Here is a 20,975-nt window from a genome sequence, read left to right on the forward strand (position 1 = left end):
GCTTCCCGAAGGAGTTCCCGATGAAGCGCATCCTGCTGCTGGCCCTGCCCGTCGCCCTGATGGCCGCCTGCAACAAACCCGCCTCCAGCGACGCCCCGGCCGCTGCCAACCCGCCCGCGGCCAGCACCGCAGCGGCCGCTGCCCCGGTGGACGGCAAGCAGCTGGGCGCCAACCACTGGGTGCTCGACACCGCTACTGACAGCGCCGGCAAGCGCATCGATGCCTTGTTCGCGCGCGCCGACAAGCCGGTCACCCTGGACTTCGCCGATGGCCGCCTGGCGGTGGACAACACCTGCAACCGCATGGGCGGGGGCTACACCCTGGCCGGCGACCAGCTCAGCGTCGCGCGCCTGGCATCGACGATGATGGCCTGCGCCGACCCGGCACTGATGGCGCTGGACCAGGCCGTGGGCAGCCGCCTGGAAGGCACGCTGAAGATCGGCCAGCCCGACGCCGCCACGCTGGTGCTGACCAACGCCGCCGGCGACGTGCTGCGCTTCCGCGGCGAACCGACCGCCGAGACCCGTTACGGCGGCCCCGGTGAAACCGTGTTCCTCGAAGTGGACGCGCATACCCAGCCGTGCCCGCATCCGTTGATCCGCGACAAGCAGTGCCTGCAGGTGCGCGAGGTGCAGTACGACGACAAGGGCCTGGAGCAGGGCAAGCGCGGCGCGTTCGCCAACTTCTACGACGGCATCGAGGGCTACAGCCACCAGGAGGGCGTGCGCAACGTGCTGCGGGTCAAGCGCTATGCGGTGAAGAACCCGCCGGCCGACGCGTCTTCGCAGGCCTACGTGCTGGACATGGTGGTCAGCTCGGAAACGGTGACGAAGTAACCGCGCTGCGCCACACCCCGGAAACGACGAAGGGCGCCGCGCGGCGCCCTTCTTCCTGGTCCCGTGGGGTCACGCCAGGGCCGGGTTGAGCGTGTAGGTGCCATGCAGCGCCGCTTCGGCCAGCACGTGGCCGTGCATGGCGCGGTACACGTCGGCGGCGCTGAAATCGCCTTGCACCGGCAGCCGTTCCACGTCCAGCGCGAACAGGCGGAAGAAATAACGGTGCACGCGCTCGTCGTTGAACGGCGGGTACGGGCCGTCGTAACCACGGTAGACCCCGGCCAGCTCCGGATTGCCGGCGAACCAGGCGGTGTAGTCGTTCACGCCCTGGCGCGCGCCTTCCGGCCCCGGTGGTGGCTGCTTGCCGCGCGCGCTGAAACCATCGCTGCAGCTGCCCGCGGCGATCTCGCGCAGCGACGCGGGAATGTCCACCATCACCCAGTGGATGAAGTCGCCGCGCGGCTGCGCCAGCGGAATGCTCACGTCGTCGCGGCCGACCAGTTCCGGCACGGTCGGGACATCCGGGTCCACGCATACCAGCGCGAACGAGCGCGTGCCTGCCGGCACCTCGCTCCACGCCAGCTGTGGGTTGCGGTTGCCGGCGAAGCCGCTGGCGTCGCCGGCGGCGAATGCGGCCGGGATCGGCCGGCCGTTGTCGAAACTCTGGCTGCTCAGTTTCATTGTCTTCTCCTCTGGGGTGGGGCGCCGGCCATGCCGGCGCCTGCCGCTGCGGGGGAACCGGATGCTCAGGCCTCGGGGTAGCCCAGGCGCGCGGCGACCGGCGCCAGGTGCGCGAACTCGGCCGCCAGCACCTGCGCATACCGGCGCCAGTGGCCGGCCTCGATGGTGGCCGGGCCGAGGCTGCGCACCGGCGGGAAGCGCAGCCCGAAGGCCTGCTCCAGCAGTTCGCCCATCGCCGCCGGGTCGTTGACCGCGGCGTCGATGCGCAGGATCAGATGGGTATACAGGTCCTGTTCGTTGAGGTCGGCCACCTGTTCCAGCACCCGCGCCAGCCAGCGCGCGGCCTCGTCGGCCGAGGTCAGCGCCAGCGGCGCCGGCGCGCCCAGCGCCAGCCATTCGACCAGCATGTCGCGCGGGTCGCGCACCGCGATCACCAGGCGGCCCTCCGGCAGCTGCGGGCGCAGCGCCCACAGCAGGGCGTTGTCCCACCACAGCAGCCAGTCGATCACGTTGCCATCGGCAATGCCGCGCGCCGGCAGGGCGTCGCGCCACTGCTGCACGAACTGCGCCGGGCTCAGGGTGTCGTCGGCCAGGTGCTGCAGGGTATGGAAGTTCTGGAAGGCATCGTCCGGCGGGTTCGGGCCGAAGCGGTCGCTGCGCAGCACCTGGCTGCCGGCGGCCATCACCGACACCACGCGCTCCACGCCCGAGCCCGGGGCGCCCCACACGAACAGCGGGCGCAGCGGGTTGTCCTGGGCGACTTCGCCCAGCGCCGGCCATTGCGCCGGGGCCTTGGCCTGCGGCGGCAGCGGCAGGCGCGACGGCGCCAGTTCAGCGTGCAGGCGCAGCCAGGTGGCCAGCGCCGCGGCCGGCTCGTTGGCCCGGTCCTGCACCGCACCCAGCCAGACCCGCAGTTCCGGACGCGCGGCTTCCGGGGCGTTGTCGATCAACGCCTGGACGTGGGCGATGGCCGAGGCCGGCTCGCGCGCCAGCAACGCCTCGACGATGCGCTGTTCGCCGCTGACGCGGCCCGGCTCCAGCGCGACGATGCGCCGCGCCACGGCCTCGGCGGCGTCCGCTTCCCCGTTCATGTCGTGCAGGCGCATGCGCGCCTCCAGCGCCGGCAGGTGGTCGGGCATCGCCGCCAGCCAGCGTTCGACCACCTCCACCGCTTCCGGGCTGCCGACCGGTGCCACCGCCAGCCGCGCCAGCCACAGGTCGTGCAGCTGCGGGTGCACGTCCAGCGTCGCGTCCAGGTCGGCGCGCGCCTCGTCCTCACGGCCGAGCCGCTGCCAGGCCACCAGCAGCATCTGCAGGGTGGCGCGGTCGCCGGGCAGTTCCGCCAGCAGCGGGCGCAGGTACTCCAGCGCCTGCAGCGGCTGGCCGGAGGCCAGTTCCAGCTCGCCGGCCAGGCGGCGCATGCCCGGGCTGTCGCCTTCCGCGGTGGCCAGCACCTGGCGCATCACCTCGGCGGCACGGTCGGCATGGCCCTGGCGCAGCGCCAGCTGCACCAGCAGGCCGCGCAGGGCGTGGTTGGACGGGTTCAGCTCCAGCACGCGCCGGAACGCCTGCTCGGCGAAGGCCAGCAGGTCCTTGGCCAGATAGGCGAAGCCCAACGCGTAGAGCACGCGCGGGTCGTCGGGCAGGCGCTGGCTGGCGGCCGACAGGACCGCCAGCGCGCGGTCGGCGTCACCGCGGCGCAGCGCGACCATGCCTTCGATCGCGCCCAGCTCCGGGCTGTCCGGCTCGACCCGCGCGGCCATGCGGCCCAGGCGCTCGGCCTCGTCGATGTCCTCGCGCGCCAGCGCCAGGTGCGCCTGCATCAGGTAGGCGGAAAATTCGTTGGGATTGAGCGCGGTGGTGCGCTCCAGCGCCTGCCCGGCGTCATCGATGCGGCGCTGGGCCAGCAACAGGCCGGCATGCTGCAGGTGCAGGTCGGCATCGTCCGGCGCCAGGGCCAGGGCCTGCTCCAGGCTGGCCTGGGCGGCGTCGGCATCGCCGCGCTGCTGGAGGGCCAGCGCCAGCCAGCGGTGGGCCTGCGGTTGCTGCGGTTCGGCGGCGACCCATTCGCGGGCCGTGGCCACGGCTTCGTCGGTGGCGTTGCGGCGCAGGGCGTTGATGATCGTGTCTTGCATGGCGGTCCGGCGTAAGCGCAAAACGCCATTGTAGCCGGGCCGTGGCGCGCCCCCGCCGGCAGCGCCAGCGGCGGCTCAGGCGCCGAGCGCGGGCACCGCCCCCTGCGCTGCCGGGCGCACGCCCACCGCGGCGGCCAGCCGTTGCGCCACCCAGCGCTCGGAAAAGCCATCGCCGCGCAGGTTCTCTATGAAGCCGCAGTGGCCACCCCAGCGCGCGATCTCCAGCCGTGCGTGCGCCGGCAGGCGCCAGTGGCGGAAGGAGGTGAACGGAATCACCGGATCGTCGCGCGCCATCAGGATGTCGGCCGGCACCTCCAGCGCGGACAGGCGCGGGCCGGCGATGGAGTAGCCGTCGAAATAGTCCTGCAGCGTGGCGAAGCCGGTATGCCGCTCCACCAGCCAGCCGGTCAGCGCGCGGATCCCCAGCTTCAGCACCGCGTCGTCGCAGTCGGCCAGTTCCGGGAACAGTGCGCGCTTGCGCCGCAGCGAGCCGGTCCACTTGCGGCGGAAGTACCAGTCGTACATCGCCGGGCCGCGTTCGATGCTGTCCATGGTCTGCGCCGGGTCCAGCACCGGGCACACCGAGGCCACGTGGCGCAGCGGCACGCCGGCGGCGGGCGCGTGCAGGGCCAGGCGCAACGCGAAGTTGCCGCCCAGCGAGTACCCCGCCGCGACCAGCGGCAGGCCGGGAAAGCGGCCGGCCACGTCGCCGGCGGCATGCACCACCTCGCCGATGCGGCAGGAATGGAAGATCCCCGGGTTGAGATGGTGGGTGTTGCCGTGGTCGCGGAAGTTCAGCCGCACCACCTCGAAGCCCTGCTCGAGCATCCGCGCGGCGGTCATGCGCATGTAGCTGGACTCGGCGCTGCCCTCCCAGCCGTGCAGCAGCAGCGCCAGGCCGACCGGCGCCGCCCTGCCCGGCAGGCGGCTGTGCCAGGCCTGCAGGCGCACGCCGTCGCCGCCGTCGAGGATCAGTTCGCGGGTGAGCGCGCCACTGGCCGCCAGCAGCTGCTGGCCGCGGCGCAGGCGCACCCCGCTGGACGCCAGCATCGACTGCAGGTGCGGATTGCGCAGCCACGGCGGCGGTTGGTAGTGGGCGACGCTCAACATGGCGGCCATGCTGCGCCCGTGCGCCGGTAGAGCGCGTGAACCCGCGCCGGCGGCCGGCCGCCGCTCACGGCTGCCCGGCGCTGCGGGAGGCGTGCCACCGCAACACGTCGTTACGGGCCTTCCATCGCCGCGATGATGCGCGCGCGCGAGGTCTCGGCGATGCGCCGGCGCCCTTCCAGGTCATGGCTGGCGACCGGCTCCAGGAAGTGCACTTCGGCGCGGCGGGCCGGTTCGCCGAGCAGGCGCAGGAAGTTGCCGAAGAAACTCTCGCCCGGCGCGAACGCGACCCGGGTCTGGGCATCGCCGCGCACGCCGTAGCGCAGGGCCACCGGCTGCACCGGCACGCCGGTTTCCACCGCCGCCTGGAAGATGCGCGCATGGAACGGGCCGACCTCGTGGCCGCCGCGGGTGCGCCCTTCCGGGAACACCGCCACCGGCCGGCCCTCGCGCAGCCGCTTGGCCATTTCCTCCATCACCCCGCCCAGCGACTCGGTGTTGCCGCGCTGGTGGTAGATGGTGTGGCCGCGGCTGGCGAGCCAGCCCACCAGCGGCCAGCCGGCGATCTCGCGCTTGGCCACGAAACCGACCATTTTCTGGCTGTGGATCATGCTGATGTCGACCCAGCCGACGTGGTTGGCGACGAACAGCACCGCCCCCGGCAACGGCTGGCCGGTGCGCTGCAGGCGGAAGCCGAAGATCCACATCAGGCCGCCCGACCACCAGCGCACCACCTTGTGTTCCAGCGGATCGGTGGCCGCGCCGAGGCGACCGAACGGCGGCGCCATCAGCAGCAGGATCAGCGGCAGGAAGATCACGACGTGGACCAGCAGCAACGGCACGCGGTACAGATAGCGGAACGCACGCGCCACGCTGCCCGGGCGGGCGGGACGGGGGGAAGTCATCCGCGCAAGATACCGGATGCGGTCCGGCTTCCGCCAGCACATGGCGACCGCCTGCCCGGCTCCTCACCCCGGGGCCCGGGCAACGCGGTATAAATCCGCTCACGCCTACAGGGGAGCGTGGACATGGAGCGGTTATCGCGGTCGCTGGCCGGGGACATGCTGCCGCTGTTGTCGGCGGCGCTGGAGCAGGTCGACAGCGGCGTGATCGTGTTCGATGGCCAGAACCGCATCGTGTACTTCAACAAGGCCATGGAAGCCCTGTCCGGCTGGTCGCGCGACGAAGTGGCGGGACGCAACCTGGGTTTCCTGGCGCCGGCGGCCATGCGCGAGCGCTACGACAGCGACTTGCATCCGGGCGCGGCCAACCGCGTGCGCGAACTGGCCAGCCAGCCGCGCGACGTGCAGATGGTGCGCAAGGATGGCCAGACCCGCTGGATCAGCGTGTCGGTGGCCCGTACCCCCGCGGTCGAGGGCCAGATGCACATGGCGTTCGTCCGCGACGTGACCACGCGGCGCCAGCGCCAGGAGCGCGAGCGGCTGCTGTCGCTGGGGTTCGACGAGACCCAGAGCGCGGTGCTGATCACCGACGCCCGCGGCCGCGTGGTGCATCTGAACAAGGGCTTCTGCCGGCTGTTCGGGTTCGATGCCAGCCAGGTCCTGCGCCGCCACGTCGCCACGCTGCTGGTGCCCGACCGCGCCCGGCGCCGCACCACCCTGGCCCAGGCCGCGCGCCTGCTGGCCGGCGAGCCGGTGTGCTGCGACGAACGCGTGGCCTGCCGCGATGGCCGTCCGCTGTGGTGCGCGATCAGCATCAACCCGATCTTCGACGACTACGGCACCCTGGCCAACCTGGTCATCGTGCTGATGGACATCACCCACACCAAGGTGCACGAGGTGCTGCAGCACCGGATGCTGGACGCGCTGGTGCGCGAGGTTCCCACCAGCGAGGTGATGCAGATGATGTGCCGCGACGTCGAGCAGATCGCACCGCAGGTGCTGTGCTCGGTGCTGCGGGTGGAGGACGGGCGTCTGCGCACGCTGGCCGCGCCGAGCCTGCCCGAGGCCTACACCCGGCAGGTGGACGGCATCCCGGTCGGTCCGGGGGTCGGCTGCTGCGGTACCGCCGCGCATACCGGGCAGATGGTGGTGGCGCGCGACATCGCGCTGGACCCCAACTGGCAGGGCATCAGCCACATGGCGCTGGAGCACGGGCTGGCGGCCTGCTGGTCCACCCCCATCAAGGCCAGCGACGGCCGCGTGCTGGGTACGTTCGCCTTCTACTACCGCCGCCCGCACGACCCGGATGCCTTCCACCGGCGGCTGGTGGACGTCATCGTGCACCTGTGCGCGCTGGCGCTGGAGCGCGAGGAGGCGCGCAACCGCATCCGCCGGCTGGCGTTCTACGACGATCTCACCGGCCTGCCCAACCGCAACCTGCTGCATGCCCAGGCCGACCAGGCGATCGCCGCGGCGGCCGCCGCCGAGCAGGCGCTGGCGGTGCTGTTCATCGACCTGGACCGCTTCAAGCAGATCAACGACTCGTTCGGCCACCCCGGCGGCGACCAGCTGTTGCGCGTGGTCTCGCGCCGGCTGCAGGAAGAGGCCGGGCCGGGGGACATCGTCGGCCGCCTGTCCGGCGACGAGTTCGTGATGGTGCTCACCCTGTGCGACGCGCACTCCGCCGGCGAGCGCACCGAACGCATCCTGCGCCGGCTGTCGCTGCCGCTGCAGCTGGACGACGTGCAGATCCGGCCGTCGGCCAGCGTCGGCATCAGCATGTTCCCGCACGACGGCCACGACACCGAAACCCTGCTGCACCATGCCGACGTGGCCATGTACCAGGCCAAGAACAGCGGCCGCAACGGCGCGCGGTTCTACTCGCGCGAGATGGACCACAACGCGCAGGAGCGGCTGGCGCTGGAGACCGCGCTGCGCGAAGCGGTCGAGCAGCACCAGCTGCACCTGCATTACCAGCCGCAGGTGGGCATCGGCGACGGCCGCCTGCGCGGGGTGGAGGCGCTGGCGCGCTGGCGGCACCCGCGCCTGGGCGACGTGCCGCCGATGCAGTTCATCCCGCTGGCCGAGGAATGCGGGCTGATCGGCGACATCGGCCACTGGGTGCTGGAACAAGCCTGCGCGCAGCTGGCGCACTGGCGGCGCACCGGGCTGGAGGTGCCGTCGGTGGCGGTGAACCTGTCGCCGACCGACTTCCACGACCTGGACCTGCCGCTGCGGATCGAACAGGTGCTGCGGCGCGAAGGACTGCTGCCGGGCGACCTGAAGGTGGAGATCACCGAGGACGTGCTGCTGGATACCGACCCCAGCACCCTGCGCACGCTGCACGCGGTGCATGCACTGGGCGTGCGCCTGTCGATGGATGATTTCGGCACCGGCTATTCCAGCCTGAGCTACCTGCGCCTGCTGCCGATCAGCGAACTCAAGCTGGACCGCAGCTTCGTGCGCGGCATCGAGAACGACGAAGTGGCCAGCGCCCTGACCCGCGCCATCGCCCACATCGGCCAGAGCCTGCGGCTGACGGTGGTCGCCGAAGGCGTGGAAAGCGGCGAACAGCTGCGCCTGCTCGGTGAACAGGGCTACGGCATCGCCCAGGGCTACCACTTCACCCCGGCGCTGCCCGCGCACGAGCTGGACAGCTGGATCCGCGAGCATCTGCCGGCCGCCGCGTTCGCGCACGCTTGAGCCGGGGCGCGCCGGGGCCCGGCATGCCTGCGCTCAGGCCGGTACCACCGCCAGGGTCAGGCGCGAGACGCACACCGGCTTGCCGGCCTCGTTGTCGATGCGGATCTCCCAGACCTGGGTGGTGCGCCCGACATGCAGCGCGCGCGCGGTGCCGGTGACCACGCCACTGCGCGCCGCACGCAGGTGGTTGGCGTTGATCTCCAGCCCCACGCAGACCTGGCTGGCGGTATCCACGCACAGATTGCCGGCGCTGCTGCCCAGGGTTTCGGCCAGCACCACCGAGGCGCCGCCGTGCAGCAGTCCGTAGGGCTGGCGGGTGCGTTCGTCCACCGGCATGGTCGCCTGCAGCCAGTCGTCGCCGGCCGCGGTGAAGACGATGCCGAGGTGCTCGATCAGCGTGCCCCGGCTGAGGCGATTGAGTTCGTCCAGTGAAACGGGGGCGCGGAAAGCCATGGCGATGACCGGTGTGGGGGCAGGCCAGTTTACGGTGCCGCGCGCGGGCCGGGCTCAGGCGAACAGATCGTCCTGCGGCGGCGGATAGCGCAAGCGGCCATCGACCACGCGTGCGCTGGCGGTGAGCACGTGCGCTCGCGCCGGGCCGGCATCGAGGATGTGCCGCACCGGGATGCCGCGCACGCTGAGCAGATCGGCGATCAACCGGCGGTGGCAGCGCCACCACGGCGCTTCGGCGCACATCAGCGCGGTGCGGCGGCGCGCGGCCAGTTCCAGCAGCCGCGCCAGCCCGTCGGCGAACTCGGCGCTGTCCAGGTGGTCGGCGTAGCCCTGGAAGGCGGCGTTGCGCCAGGCCCCGTTGGGCGAGCCGGGCCGCGCGCGGCGACGCCCGCCCAGCTGCGGCAGCCACAGGTAATCGATCCCCACCGCCGGAAGCGCGTGCGCCAGCGTCCCGCCGGCAAACCAGGGATGGCGCCGCGAACCCGGGAAGCGGCGCACGTCGGCCACGGCCTGGATGCCGTGGCCGTCCAGCAGCGCGAGGAAATCCTCCCAGCTGCGGGTGGAATGGCCGATGGTCCAGAGCGTCACGGCGCCGTCCATGTCAGCCGATCTTCTCCGGTGTCGTGCCGCGGTGCGTGGCGCCGCGGTCGCTGCGGATCGCGGGCTGCGGGCGGTCGCCGCCGCAGCGGCGCCTGTCGCGCTGGTACAGCATGCCGCGGGCATGCGCCCGGACGACACGGCCGGCGACGCGGCCGGCTTCGGAGTTCCAGCGCACGGGGTCGTCGCGCTGGAAGGCGCTGCCCATCGGCATCCTCGGTGCAGGCAGGGGGACGGCCATTGCAACCGAGGCCACGTCCACGCCCCGTGTGCGCGCTACAGGATGGGTACCAGCCCCGCGCCGAACGCGGTCAGCATGCGCACCAGCAACCACTTGGGGCCGACGTCGACCTCGGGGAAGTCGCCCACCGGCACGTAGCAGCGGCGGAAATCCGGGTCGTGCCGCGACAGCGGCAGCGGGCACTCCGGCCCGGGCTGGAAGGCGTAGTTGGTGGCGTAGCGCCACGGCCACACGTCGAGCACGGGCAGTGCCTCGGAGGCCTTGCCCAGGCTGTAGTTCAGGCCCGACAGCACCGGCGCCTTCTCGCGCGGCGCCACCACCCAGGCATTGTCCGGCGCGATGTCGCGCAGGATGCTCTGCGCCAGCCGCTCGGCGAACACCGGGTCGTCGATGATCACCGCGCCTTCGGTGTTGTAGTTCTCGCTGCGCGGGTCGAAGTTGTGGGTACCGACCACGCCGATGCGGCGGTCCACCACCAGCGACTTGGCATGCAGGCCCATGCGCGCGCCGCGGCGGGTGACCGGCAGCGGGCGGTTGGCCGCCTTGCTGCCGAGGAACGAGGGCCGGGTCTCGGTGCGCAGCACCTCGCGCTCGACCTCGCTGCCGTCGGCGCCGGCGCGGCGCCCGGAACCGCTGCCGCGCACGTTGCTGCCGGCCGCGCTCGCCCCGATCAGGCGGTGCGGCGGCGGTGGCACCCCGGTCCCGTCCAGTGCCGAGGACAGCAGGTTGTCCGGGGCCACCGGCGGATCCAGCGGGAACGGCTTGTACTCGTAGATGTCGAAGCCCAGCACGCGCAGGTTGCGGCGCTTGTACTTGTAGGCCATCGCATAGACGATCGGGTTGTCGGTCGCTGCCAGGCTGTTGGTCGACACCACCACCCGCGGTGGTTGCGGGCGCGCGCGCAGGTCCTTGAAAAGCTGCTGCGCCGGTTCGGACAGCACCAGGTACGGCGTCTGCAGCAGGACTTCGGACCGGGCGCCGGAGATCAACGTGTCCAGTCGCGGTTCGCTGGGGTTGGGCAGCGGGTCGCGGCGGTGCTTGCGCGGCAGGTCGGCGACATAGGCCACCGCGCGCACCGGCAGCGCGGTATCGACGAACGCCTCGGTGACGAACGCCGGGTCGGCCGCCTCCGCCGCGGCGCGCGCCACCCGCTCCGGGCGCATGAAATGCGCCGCCGGCATGTCCGGCACGCCATGCCGCAGCAGGGTGCGGCCGACATCGTTCAGGCGCTCGGCCGGCACGCTGCGCGGCGCGTCCCAGAAGGACTGGAAGTTGGCGGCCATCTCGCGCGCCTCGGGCCCGGCCACCACCACGTCGCGGTCGCGGAAGTTGTACTCGCGGTCCCAGTCGTAATAGTCGTCCTGGTAGTTGCGGCCGCCGACCACGCCGACCACCCCGTCCACCACCAGCAGCTTGTTGTGCATGCGCTGGTTGAAGCGGCGGAAGCAGCACAGCACGCTGCCGGCGTAATCGAAGTAGTTGAGCTTGGCCTTGCCGAACGTGGGGTTGTAGATGCGCAGCTCGAAGTTGGCGTGCGCGCCGGACAGCGCGGCGAGCATCTGCACGTCCGATATCGCCGAGAGCTGGTCGATCAGCACCCGCACCCGGACCCCGCGGCGGGCGGCGTCCAGCAGCGCGTCGATGATCATGCGCGCGCTGTCGTCGGTATCGAAGATATAGGTCTGCAGGTCGATGCTGCGGGCGGCGCTGTGGATCAGGTTCAGCCGCGCCACCAACGACAGCTCGCCCTCGTCGAGGATCGTGGCGTAGTGCCGCGGCGCGCCGGCGGCGGCGGAGTCGGCCATGGCCTGGGCGCCAAGCGCGCGCAGCGGCGAATCCAGCGCGCAGCGATCGGCGCGGGCGCAGTCCAGCGCGGTGGGGCGGGCGGACACGGCGATGCCCTGCGCACGGTCGCGCTGCTGCGGCGACAGCGACGCGCAACCGCCGGCCAGCACGGCCGCGCCAAGCAGCACCAGTCGCAGCAGTAGGTTCACGGCCGGGAAGCGCCCAGCAGGCGCGTACGCAATATGAAGGTCACACGGTCACCGAGGGCGAACTGCCAGCTGTCCATGCCGTAACGACCGCGCTGCACGGTACCCCGGCTTACCAGGTCGCAATCATAGCCCGGGCGGGCGCATTCCGGCGCCTCCAGGCGCAGCACCTCGCGCCGGCTGATACCACGGATGGTCAGCCGCCCCTGCACGCTGCCGCCGCGCTCGACGATGTCCGGTTCGTAGGGATCGGACTCGAACTCGACCAGCGGGTGCCGCTGCGCGTCGAAGAATTCCTCGCCGCGCATCCAGCCGGTGTAGCGCGGCTTGCCGGGAATCTCGACGTACTGGGTGAACATGCGCAGGCGCACCTGGTGGCGGCCATCGGGCAGCACCGTGATCCAGCCATCGAAACGCGGGAACTGGCCCTCGATCCGCTGCCCGAAGCGGGTGCGGATCTCGAAGCCGAAGCGCGAGTGGTCGGTATCGAACTGCAGCGGCTGCGCCGCGGCCGCCGTGCCCGTCGCCGCCAGCCAGCTCAGCAGCAGTCCGCAACGCACCCACCGCATGTGTTCAGTCCCTGTCCACGGCCCCGGGCCAGCGGGCGGCCATGCACGCACGCCCAGCCGGCTTCCGGCCTGTGCCGCCGGGCACGCAGCGTGGCCAGGCGCGGGGGCTGCACCGGTACGGACGACGGAACCGGATCATCGGCTCACGGCCACCAGAATGCGGCCAGACGGGCGATGCCCGGCTCGATGGCCGCGGCCATCGGCAGCGACAGCACCGCCACCGACGCGGTGGGCATGCCGCGGTAGTCGCCGGACTGGCCGCTGTGCATCAGCGCCACCAGCCGCTCCAGGCCGGGGTTGTGGCCGACCAGCAGCAGGCGCTCGACCTCGCGGTGCTCGTCCACCAGCCCGGCCAGGGTGCCGGGGGTGGCGTCGTAGATCCGCTCCTCCAGGCGCTGCTCGACGTAGCCGGTCAGCGACAGCACCGCCTCCAGCGTCTCGCGCGCGCGCCGTGCCGGCGAGCACAGCACCCGGTCCGGCACCAGCCGCTGCTCCAGCAGCCAGCGACCGGCCGCCTCGGCCTCGGCCAGGCCATGCGGGGAAAGCGGGCGGTCGATATCGGCCAGGCCATTGTCGGCCGGCTCGGCATGGGCATGTCGCAGCAGGATCAGTTCACGCATGAGGGTTCATTAGCTCCGGGTCAGACCTTGTTCAACCATTGCAGAAGCGGCTCCCAGTCCTGCTGGTGCTCGCGGACCTGGGCGGAGTGATAGTCGAACAGGCTGCGGCCCAGGCCGACCATGACCACGTAGCTCTGGCTGTCACGCAGCTGCGCGACCACCTCGTAGGGCCACTGCGCCAGCATCTGCCGCGCCTGCTGCGAGGTCTGCGTCCACGGCTTGGTGCGGTTGAGCACCAGCCCCACCGGCAGCGCGCGCGAGTGCACGCGCTTGACCCTGGCCAGACTGTTCAGGAACCCGACGATGGCCTCGATGTCCAGCGCCGACGGCAACACCGGCACCACCACCGCGTCGGCCACGTCCAGGAAATGTTCGAGATCGTCCGCGAGCGCACCGGCCGGGGCATCGATGATCACCTCTTCGGCGCCATCGGGAATGTGTTTCTGCCAGCCCTTCCTGCGCTGGACGTCCACCGGCAGCACGGCACTGTCCAGGCCGGCGCGGCGCTCCGCCCAGCGCGTGCTGGAGCCCTGCGGGTCGGCATCGGCGATCACCGTCGCCCTGCCCTGCAGCGCCGCATGCGCGGCCAGGTGCGTGGCGATGGTGCTCTTGCCCACCCCGCCCTTGGAACCGGCCACCAGGATCGTCTTCATGCACGCCTCGTTTTGCGCGGGACTGCCCGCAGCGTACACCGGCGCGCGACGGCCGCGGTAGTCGGCGCGTGAGGACACCCCTGCCGGGACGGGAGGCTTTGCTATCGTGGCGGCCCACACCGGAGCCACCATGAGCGAACTGCAGGACCTGACCGCGCTGATCCGCGCCAATACCCCGCTGATCGTCATCGAGACCGCGGACGAGGCCCGCGTGGTGGACCTGTTCCGGCAGGCGCTGATGCACGTGTGGCGGGCGCTGTACCGCTGGTCGATCACCGAAGGCCTGCGCCGTATCGACATGGACCGCGAGGACGACGCCGTCGGGCCGCCCGACGCCAGCTCGGCGCTGCGGATGATCCAGGAGGCGGAGCAGCGCGGCATCTACCTGCTGCTCGATTTCCACCCGTACCTGGGCTACGCCAGCCACCAGCGCCTGCTGCGCGACATCGTGCAGCGCCGGCACAGCCAGCCGCACGTACTGGTGCTGGTCGGCACCAAGGTCGAACTGCCGGCCGAGCTTGAAGCGCTGGCCACCCGCTTCAATCCGCGCCTGCCCGACGCCAACGCACTGCTGAAGATGCTGCGCGAGGAAGCGGCCGCCTACGCCGGCGACAACGGCGGCCGCCGCGTGGAAGTGGACCAGGACGCGGTGCGTCAGATCCTGCGCAACCTGCAGGGGCTGAGCCTGCCTGACGCGCGCCGCATCGCCCGCCAGCTGATCTACGCCGACGGCGCACTGCGCGCCGACGACCTGCCGCAACTGGCCAGGCTGAAGTTCGAACTGCTCAACCGCAGCGGCCACCTGCACTACGAATACGACAGCGCGCGCTTCGGCGACGTGGCCGGCGCCACCCGGCTCAAGCGCTGGATCGAACAGCGCAGGGCGGTGTTCGTGGCCGGCGACGCGCCGCCCGGGCTGGACCCACCGCGCGGCATGCTGCTGCTGGGCGTGCAGGGCTGCGGCAAGTCGATGCTGGCCAAGGCCACCGCCGCCGGCTTCGGCGTGCCGCTGCTGCGGCTGGATTTCGCCACGCTGTACAACAAGTACCACGGCGAGACCGAGAAGAACCTGCGCGATGCGCTGGCCTCGGCCGAGCAGCTGGCGCCGTGCGTGCTGTGGATCGACGAAGTCGAGAAGGGCTTGGCCAGCAGCGGCGAGGACGGCGGCGTCTCGCGCCGGGTGCTCGGCTACCTGCTGACCTGGATGGCCGAGCGCAAGGCGCCGGTGTTCATCGTCGCCACCGCCAACCAGGTGCACGAGCTGCCGGCCGAACTGCTGCGCAAGGGCCGCTTCGACGAGATCTTCTTCGTCGACCTGCCCACGCCCGACACCCGGGTGGAGCTGCTGCGCCTGCACCTGGGCAAGCGCGGACTCGACGTCGGGAGCTTCGCCCTGCCCGCGCTGGCCGCCGCCGCCGAGGGCTTTTCCGGCGCCGAGATCGAACAGGCGGTGGTCGCCGGCCTGTATGCGGCGCATGCCGAACGCAGGCCGCTGGACACCGACCTGCTGATGGCCGAGATCAGCAGCACGCGGCCGCTGTCGGTACTGATGGCCGAGCAGGTGCAGGCGTTGCGCGACTGGGCACGCGGGCGCACGGTTCCAGCGGAGTAAAGGCGGCCGTGCTCAGCGCGGCGGCGACCAGGGCACCGATTGGGCCTGGTCCAGATACCTCACGCGCGTGGCGCGACCATGCTGCAGCAGCAACGCCTCGCGCGCCGACGGCAGCAGCACGCCGGTGGCGTGGGTGGTATTGGCGCGGTAGAGCCAGGCCACGCCACCGCGCACATCCAGCAGTTCGATCTTGCCCTCCATACGCGCGTTGCCACCGGCGACGCCGGCCAGTACCAGCCAGTCCTCGCCACAGGTGAAGCCGGCCTGGTGCACGCCGACCAGCGAACTGGAATAGACATGTTCGCGCTGCCAGCCGGCCAGGTTCCAGCGCACGGTCTCGTGCTGCAGGCCGCGGTACAGCGGCGGCACATCGTGCTGCAGCACCTTCGCCCGCGCGGGTGAGCGCTGCACCGTCACCAGCCGGGTGCCCTTGTCGAGCAGCATCACCGCCAGCATGTCGTTGCGTGGCCCCCGGCCGGAAGGGGCATGGCGATCCATGATCTCCAGCCGCGGGATGGCCGCGTCGCGCAGCAGGCGCAACCGCAGTACCACGCCCTTGTCGGTGCCGGCGACGATCAGGCCCGAGGCCTCGTCCCAGTCCAGGCAGGTCACGCCGCCGTCGCCCGGCAGCCGCAACGGCGCACCGGCCAGCGCGCGCCGGGCATGGTCATAGAGGTACAGCTCGTCGCCGCTGGCCAGCAGGTACAGGCCACGCAGCGGCGTGGCCGAGGCCGCGCCGGGCTTCCAGTGCCCTTCGCGGAAGGCACGCAGCAGTTCGCCGCTGCGGGCGTCCCAGACCTTCGGTCCGTTCTCGTGCTGGACAATGTCGCCGGCTTCGACGTTGCCGCTGCTGGAGCGGCTGATCACGATCCCGTCGGCAGGACCGAAAGTGATGTCCTGGGTACGCAGTTCATGGGCCTGCAGCGCGATGCGCGCATCCTTCCTGCGCGCGTCCCACAGTTCCAGCCGCCCCGACGCGCGGCCGACCGCCAACAGCCCCATCTGCGGCGAATACGCCGCCGACCATGCGTCATCGTCCAGCCCGCGGTTGGCGTCCACGAACGACTGGGTGAACTCCGGCCGGATGTCCGCCACATAGGCTGCCAGCAGGACCGGCAGGAACCACAACGCCATCGTGTATCTCATCGCCCCACTCCCTGGTCGATCCAACCACCCTCGCGCCGGCCCCTGGGCCTCCTGCAATGGCAGGGACGCCGGGCCATTCGAGGGACGGGGAACGGGGCGACATCGCGCCGGCGCCGCGTACCCTCACGGCCTGGCTCAGGGCCAGGCCGGCGGATTGGCGGCCCAGGCCTGCTGCACCTCGGCCAGGCGCGCCCGTTCCTCGTCCTTCCATGCCGGCAGCAGCTGCGCCAAGCGCGACGGGTCGTTCCACAGCTGCGGCTCGGTACGTACCGCCGCTGCATACCACTGCACGGCTTCGTCGCGGCGTCCCAGCGTCCACAGCGCCAGCGCCAGCGTCGGCGGCACCCAGGCACCGTTGCCGCGCGCGGCCTGGGCGGCGGCGCTCCACTGCTGCAGCGCCCCTTCGGCGTTGCCGTGGCGATACAGGCTCCAGCCCTGGTTCCAGCGGATCCCCCGGGCCTGCGAGGAGTTCTCCGAGACGGCGGCCAGGGCTTCCTGGTAGAGCTTGTCGCCCAGTTCCACGCGGCTCTCGGCGTAGGCGATGGCGGCCAGCTGCACCGTGGCTTCCACGCCCTTGCGGCCGCGCTCGCGCAGCTTCATCAGCTGCTCCACCAGGTCCGGCTGCTCCGGCGGCAGCGCCTGCACCGGCCGCGCGGCGGCGTCGTCATCGAAATAGAACTCGGCGATTTTCGGCATCCCCTGTGCCCACGCCGTCGAACAGAACAGGCCGGCCAGCAGCATCAGGCCACCGGCCACGCCCCTTATCACCTGCATGTTTCAATCCCCATCATTCATGTTCCAGCAAGGTCCGATCCTAACCGCTCGGCGGGCACTCCGCGACCCCGGGCCCCCGCCCCGGTGCGGCCGTGGACGCGCCGCCGGGTACGGCCCGGGTGCCCGGCAGGGCGCCAAAACCCGCGCTGTTACAATCGCCGGCCGCGTGCGCGCCGCCCTGGCGCGGCAGCCGACGCCAGCCGTTCCTGCAATGGGCCAGCCATGACCAGTACCGCCGAACTCACCTCCCCCGCCTCCGCCAACACGCCGCTGACCGGGGTGCGCGACCGCGATTACACGCTCGAGCACAAGTACACCCGCACCGACGGGCGCATCTACCTGAGCGGCGTGCAGGCGCTGGTGCGGCTGCCGCTGATGCAGCAGCAGCGCGACACCGCGGCGGGGCTGAACACCGGCGGCTTCGTCAGCGGCTACCGCGGCTCGCCGCTGGGCGGCTTCGACCTGGAGCTGTGGCGCGCGCGCCGGCACCTGGACGCGGCGAAGGTGAAGTTCGTACCCGGGCTCAACGAGGACCTGGGCGCCACCATGGTCTGGGGTACCCAGCAGGCCAATCTGTTTCCCGGCGCCAACGTCGATGGCGTGTTCGGCATGTGGTACGGCAAGGGGCCGGGCGTGGACCGCTGCGGCGACGTGTTCAAGCACGCCAACGCCGCCGGCACTTCCAGGCACGGCGGCGTGCTGGCGCTGGCCGCCGACGACCATGCCTGCCGCAGCTCGACCCTGCCGCACGGCAGCGAGGACGAATTCGTCAGCGCGATGATGCCGGTGCTCAACCCGGCCGGGGTGCAGGACATCCTCGACCTGGGCCTGGTCGGCTGGGCGATGAGCCGCTACACCGGGCGCTGGATCGGCTTCAAGACCATCGCCGAGACGGTGGAATCCTCGGCCTCGGTGGACGTCGACCCGTTCGCGCGCCGCATCGTGCTGCCGGAAGACTTCGAGATGCCGCCGGCCGGGCTCAACATCCGCTGGCCGGACCCGCCGCTGGAGCAGGAAATGCGCCTGCACCGCTACGCGGTGAAGGCCGCGCAGGCCTTCGCCCGCGCCAACGGCATCGACAGGGTGGTGATGGATTCGCCGCGCGCGCGGCTGGGCATCGTCACCACCGGCAAGAGCTACCTGGATGTGCTGCAGGCGCTGGAGTACCTGGGCCTGGACGAGAAGGCCTGCGCCGACATCGGCATCCGCGTCTACAAGGTCGGCATGACCTGGCCGCTGGAACCGCAGGGCATCGCCGCGTTCGCGCGCGGGCTCGAAGACATCGTCGTGGTGGAGGAGAAGAAGGCCTTCATCGAGCGGCAGATGAAGGAGTACTTCTACAACTGGCCCGCCGCCTGGGGTGCGCGCCCGTCCATCGTCGGCAAGTACGACGAACAGGGCGAGTGGATCCTGCCGTCCACCGGCGAACTCACCCCGGCGACCATCGCCGGTGTCATCGGCCGCCGCATCCAGCGTTTCTTCAACACCGAATCGATCGAACAGCGGCTGCGCTGGATGGACGAGAAGGAAGCGGAGATGGCGTTGCCGCGGGCGCAGTTCCCGCGCGTTCCGCACTACTGCTCCGGCTGTCCGCACAACACCTCCACCAACGTGCCGGAAGGCTCGCGTGCGATGGCCGGCATCGGCTGCCACTACATGGTGACGTGGATGGACCGCGACACCGACACCTTCACCCACATGGGCGGCGAAGGCGTCACCTGGGCCGGGCAGGCGGCGTTCACCGACACCCCGCACGTGTTCCAGAACCTGGGCGACGGCACCTATTTCCACAGCGGCTCGCTGGCGATCCGCCAGGCGATCGCCGCCGGCGTCAACATCACCTACAAGATCCTCTACAACGACGCGGTGGCGATGACCGGCGGGCAGCCGGTGGACGGCACCCTCAGCGTGCCGCAGATCGCCCAGCAGATGCGCGCCGAGGGCGTGCACACCATCGTGCTGCTGTCCGACGACATCGCCAAGTGGAAGCTGCGCCGGCACGAGTTCCCGCACGACGTCGAGTTCCATGACCGCGCCGAACTGGACGCGGTGCAGAAGCACCTGCGCACAGTGAAGGGCACCAGCATCCTGATCTACGAACAGACCTGCGCCACCGAGAAGCGCCGCCGCCGCAAGCGCGGCAAGCTGGTCGATCCGCCCAAGCGCACGATGATCAACTCGCTGGTCTGCGAGGGTTGCGGCGACTGCGGCGAAAAGAGCTTCTGCGTGTCGGTGCTGCCGAAGGAAACCGAGTTCGGGCGCAAGCGCGACATCGACCAGTCCAACTGCAACAAGGATTTCTCCTGCACCACCGGCTTCTGCCCGAGCTTCGTCACCATCCATGGCGGCCAGCTGCGCAAGGGCAGGAAGAGCGATGCGGCCAGCCTGCTCGACAACCTGCCCGAGCCGGTGTTCCGCAGCGACCTGTCGCAGCCGTGGAACATCCTGATCACCGGCGTCGGCGGCACCGGCGTGGTCACCATCGGCGCGCTGCTGGGCATGGCCGGGCACCTGGAGGGCAAGGGCGCGACCGTGCTCGACCAGACCGGGCTGGCGCAGAAGGGCGGCGCGGTCACCACCCACATCCGCATCGCGCGCGCGCCAGCGGACATCCACGCCGTGCGCATCGCCGCCGGCGAGGCCGACCTGGTGCTGGGCTGCGACATGGTGGTGGTCAACGACTACTGGGCGCTGTCCAAGGTGCGCGGCGAACGCTCGCAGGTGGTGCTCAACACCTACGAAGCGATGCCCGGCACCTTCACCACCCACCCGGACATGCAGTTCCCGGCCGCCGACATCATCGCCGGGGTGAAGGTGGCGCTGGGCGGACGCGACCCGATCCTGCTCGACGCCACCCAGCTGGCCACCGCGCTGCTGGGCGACGCCATCGCCTCGAACCTGTTCATCCTCGGCTTCGCTTGGCAGCAGGGGCTGGTGCCGCTGTCGCTGGAAGCGCTGATGCGCGCGATCGAACTCAACGGCGCCGCCATCGAGATGAACCAGCGCGCCTTCGCCTGGGGCCGCCTGGCCGCGATCGACCCGCAGGCGGTGCAGCAGGCCGCCGGGCTGGTACGCAACGCACCCACCGAAGCCGAGCGCACCCCGGGCACGCTGCGCGAGCTGCCGCCGGGCGAGTGGGAAGGCAGCGAGGCCGGCGCGCCGTCGGCGCCACGCAACCCGGGCAACGAGCCGGAAGTCCGCGGCCTGCCCGCCAGCGACCCGCACCCCGGCGATGCCCCGTTCGCGACCCTGGACGACACCCGCCTGTCGCGCTCGCTGGACGAACTGATCGCGCGCCGCAGCGGGTTCCTCGTCGATTACCAGGATGCGGCCTACGCCAACCGCTACCGCCAGCTGGTGGACGCGGTGCGCCAGGCCGAGCAGCGCGTGGCGCCGGGCAGCACCGCGCTGACCGAGGCGGTGGCGCGCTACTTCTTCAAGCTGATGGCCTACAAGGACGAATACGAGGTGGCCCGCCTGTACACCCGCGGCGATTTCCTCAAGCGCGTGGCACAGCAGTTCGAGGGCGACTACCAGGTGCGTTTCCACCTGGCACCGCCGCTGCTGGCCAAGCGCGACGAACACGGCCGCCTGCAGAAGAAGGAATACGGGCCGTGGATGTTCAGGGCCTTCGGCCTGCTGGCCAAGCTGAAATTCCTGCGCGGCGGCCGCTTCGACGTCTTCGGCCATACCGCCGAGCGCCGCGGCGAACGCCAGCTGATCGCCGATTACGAGCAGACCCTGCACGAACTGCTGGGTTCGCTGGACGCGCGCCGGCTGGCGCTGGCAGTGGAGATCGCCAGCATTCCCGAGCACATCCGCGGCTACGGCCACGTCAAGGAAGCGCACCTGCACGAAGCCAAGGCACGCGAAGCGGCGCTGCTGGCGACGTGGCGCAACCCGAAGGCGCTGCATATCGTGCAGGCGGCTTGACCGCGCAAGGCAACCCAAGCCT

General features: G+C 71.3%; 17 protein-coding genes. 4 read left to right on the forward strand and 13 right to left on the reverse strand.

The features are described 5' to 3' along the window. The first annotated feature begins 20 nt into the window (after positions 1–20). The gene (locus AC06E6_RS12100; protein ID WP_478061507.1) at positions 21–836 is read left to right on the forward strand and encodes a DUF4377 domain-containing protein; all 816 of its coding nucleotides are present in this window, start codon (positions 21–23) and stop codon (positions 834–836) included. A 69-nt stretch (positions 837–905) separates the two neighbouring features. On the opposite strand, the gene AC06E6_RS12105 is transcribed toward AC06E6_RS12100, so the two are convergent. The 4 genes from AC06E6_RS12105 to AC06E6_RS12120 all read right to left on the reverse strand — a co-directional run bounded on the left by AC06E6_RS12105 (position 906) and on the right by AC06E6_RS12120 (position 5,664). Next, complete coding sequence (locus tag AC06E6_RS12105; RefSeq protein ID WP_104937684.1) at positions 906–1,517, reverse strand: YbhB/YbcL family Raf kinase inhibitor-like protein; 612 nt, start codon at positions 1,515–1,517, stop codon at positions 906–908. Positions 1,518–1,582: 65 nt separating this feature from the next. Then, positions 1,583–3,652: a tetratricopeptide repeat protein gene (locus tag AC06E6_RS12110; RefSeq protein WP_240213176.1), complete on the reverse strand. Its 2,070-nt coding sequence runs from the start codon at positions 3,650–3,652 to the stop codon at positions 1,583–1,585. A gap of 75 nt (positions 3,653–3,727) precedes the next feature. Continuing rightward, positions 3,728–4,759 carry a YheT family hydrolase gene (locus AC06E6_RS12115; protein WP_240213205.1) on the reverse strand — a complete coding sequence of 344 codons (1,032 nt, stop codon included), beginning with the start codon at positions 4,757–4,759 and terminating at the stop codon, positions 3,728–3,730. Between the two features lie 113 nt (positions 4,760–4,872). Continuing rightward, positions 4,873–5,664, reverse strand: a complete 792-nt coding sequence (locus tag AC06E6_RS12120; protein WP_161615006.1) for a lysophospholipid acyltransferase family protein — start codon at positions 5,662–5,664, stop codon at positions 4,873–4,875. A gap of 123 nt (positions 5,665–5,787) precedes the next feature. Between AC06E6_RS12120 and AC06E6_RS12125 the strand changes: the two genes are divergently transcribed. Then, positions 5,788–8,364, forward strand: coding sequence for an EAL domain-containing protein (locus AC06E6_RS12125; protein WP_240213177.1), 2,577 nt, complete (start codon positions 5,788–5,790; stop codon positions 8,362–8,364). Positions 8,365–8,397: 33 nt separating this feature from the next. Here the strand turns inward: AC06E6_RS12125 and AC06E6_RS12130 are convergent, their stop codons facing one another. From AC06E6_RS12130 to AC06E6_RS12160, 7 genes are all read right to left on the reverse strand, one after another. Beyond that, on the reverse strand, positions 8,398–8,817 hold the full coding sequence (locus AC06E6_RS12130; protein WP_161615005.1) for a hotdog fold thioesterase: 420 nt from the start codon (positions 8,815–8,817) through the stop codon (positions 8,398–8,400). 54 nt (positions 8,818–8,871) lie between these two features. Then, positions 8,872–9,417: a DUF488 domain-containing protein gene (locus AC06E6_RS12135; RefSeq protein ID WP_240213178.1), complete on the reverse strand. Its 546-nt coding sequence runs from the start codon at positions 9,415–9,417 to the stop codon at positions 8,872–8,874. A 1-nt stretch (position 9,418) separates the two neighbouring features. Further along, the gene (locus AC06E6_RS12140) at positions 9,419–9,622 is read right to left on the reverse strand and encodes a DUF2945 domain-containing protein (RefSeq protein WP_202626473.1); all 204 of its coding nucleotides are present in this window, start codon (positions 9,620–9,622) and stop codon (positions 9,419–9,421) included. A gap of 68 nt (positions 9,623–9,690) precedes the next feature. After that, entirely contained in the window at positions 9,691–11,649 is a 1,959-nt protein-coding gene (locus tag AC06E6_RS12145; RefSeq protein ID WP_240213179.1) for a phospholipase D-like domain-containing protein, read from the reverse strand. Next, complete coding sequence (locus tag AC06E6_RS12150) at positions 11,646–12,215, reverse strand: YceI family protein (protein WP_161615002.1); 570 nt, start codon at positions 12,213–12,215, stop codon at positions 11,646–11,648. The genes AC06E6_RS12145 and AC06E6_RS12150 overlap by 4 nt, the downstream gene beginning before the upstream one ends. Before the next feature lie 143 nt (positions 12,216–12,358). Further along, complete coding sequence (locus AC06E6_RS12155; RefSeq protein WP_104937677.1) at positions 12,359–12,835, reverse strand: SixA phosphatase family protein; 477 nt, start codon at positions 12,833–12,835, stop codon at positions 12,359–12,361. 20 nt (positions 12,836–12,855) lie between these two features. Further along, positions 12,856–13,488, reverse strand: coding sequence for a ParA family protein (locus AC06E6_RS12160; protein WP_104937676.1), 633 nt, complete (start codon positions 13,486–13,488; stop codon positions 12,856–12,858). Between the two features lie 130 nt (positions 13,489–13,618). Here AC06E6_RS12160 and AC06E6_RS12165 point away from each other — a divergent pair, with 130 nt between their 5' ends. Then, complete coding sequence (locus AC06E6_RS12165) at positions 13,619–15,100, forward strand: AAA family ATPase (RefSeq protein WP_240213180.1); 1,482 nt, start codon at positions 13,619–13,621, stop codon at positions 15,098–15,100. Between the two features lie 12 nt (positions 15,101–15,112). Here the strand turns inward: AC06E6_RS12165 and AC06E6_RS12170 are convergent, their stop codons facing one another. Both AC06E6_RS12170 and AC06E6_RS12175 read right to left on the reverse strand, forming a co-directional pair. After that, positions 15,113–16,246 carry a WD40 repeat domain-containing protein gene (locus AC06E6_RS12170; RefSeq protein ID WP_478061514.1) on the reverse strand — a complete coding sequence of 378 codons (1,134 nt, stop codon included), beginning with the start codon at positions 16,244–16,246 and terminating at the stop codon, positions 15,113–15,115. 135 nt (positions 16,247–16,381) lie between these two features. Beyond that, positions 16,382–17,020, reverse strand: a complete 639-nt coding sequence (locus tag AC06E6_RS12175; RefSeq protein ID WP_240213182.1) for a tetratricopeptide repeat protein — start codon at positions 17,018–17,020, stop codon at positions 16,382–16,384. Between the two features lie 222 nt (positions 17,021–17,242). Between AC06E6_RS12175 and AC06E6_RS12180 the strand changes: the two genes are divergently transcribed. Further along, a complete protein-coding gene (locus AC06E6_RS12180) occupies positions 17,243–20,953 on the forward strand; it encodes an indolepyruvate ferredoxin oxidoreductase family protein (RefSeq protein WP_240213183.1) in 3,711 nt (1,236 codons plus the stop codon). Positions 20,954–20,975: the final 22 nt, after the last annotated feature.

Source organism: Stenotrophomonas sp. Steno-Z10-HUANG (assembly GCF_056393075.1).

Excerpts from the sequence above, each read along its gene's own strand:
- AC06E6_RS12100 (WP_478061507.1), top strand. The coding sequence starts at position 21 with ATGAAGCGCATCCTGCTGCTGGCCCTGCCCGTCGCCCTGATGGCCGCC.
- AC06E6_RS12105 (WP_104937684.1), bottom strand. The coding sequence starts at position 1,517 with ATGAAACTGAGCAGCCAGAGTTTCGACAACGGCCGGCCGATCCCGGCC.
- AC06E6_RS12110 (WP_240213176.1), bottom strand. The coding sequence starts at position 3,652 with ATGCAAGACACGATCATCAACGCCCTGCGCCGCAACGCCACCGACGAA.
- AC06E6_RS12120 (WP_161615006.1), bottom strand. The coding sequence starts at position 5,664 with ATGACTTCCCCCCGTCCCGCCCGCCCGGGCAGCGTGGCGCGTGCGTTC.
- AC06E6_RS12125 (WP_240213177.1), top strand. The coding sequence starts at position 5,788 with ATGGAGCGGTTATCGCGGTCGCTGGCCGGGGACATGCTGCCGCTGTTG.
- AC06E6_RS12130 (WP_161615005.1), bottom strand. The coding sequence starts at position 8,817 with ATGGCTTTCCGCGCCCCCGTTTCACTGGACGAACTCAATCGCCTCAGC.
- AC06E6_RS12135 (WP_240213178.1), bottom strand. The coding sequence starts at position 9,417 with ATGGACGGCGCCGTGACGCTCTGGACCATCGGCCATTCCACCCGCAGC.
- AC06E6_RS12140 (WP_202626473.1), bottom strand. The coding sequence starts at position 9,622 with ATGGGCAGCGCCTTCCAGCGCGACGACCCCGTGCGCTGGAACTCCGAA.
- AC06E6_RS12150 (WP_161615002.1), bottom strand. The coding sequence starts at position 12,215 with ATGCGGTGGGTGCGTTGCGGACTGCTGCTGAGCTGGCTGGCGGCGACG.
- AC06E6_RS12155 (WP_104937677.1), bottom strand. The coding sequence starts at position 12,835 with ATGCGTGAACTGATCCTGCTGCGACATGCCCATGCCGAGCCGGCCGAC.
- AC06E6_RS12160 (WP_104937676.1), bottom strand. The coding sequence starts at position 13,488 with ATGAAGACGATCCTGGTGGCCGGTTCCAAGGGCGGGGTGGGCAAGAGC.
- AC06E6_RS12165 (WP_240213180.1), top strand. The coding sequence starts at position 13,619 with ATGAGCGAACTGCAGGACCTGACCGCGCTGATCCGCGCCAATACCCCG.
- AC06E6_RS12170 (WP_478061514.1), bottom strand. The coding sequence starts at position 16,246 with ATGAGATACACGATGGCGTTGTGGTTCCTGCCGGTCCTGCTGGCAGCC.
- AC06E6_RS12175 (WP_240213182.1), bottom strand. The coding sequence starts at position 17,020 with ATGCAGGTGATAAGGGGCGTGGCCGGTGGCCTGATGCTGCTGGCCGGC.
- AC06E6_RS12180 (WP_240213183.1), top strand. The coding sequence starts at position 17,243 with ATGACCAGTACCGCCGAACTCACCTCCCCCGCCTCCGCCAACACGCCG.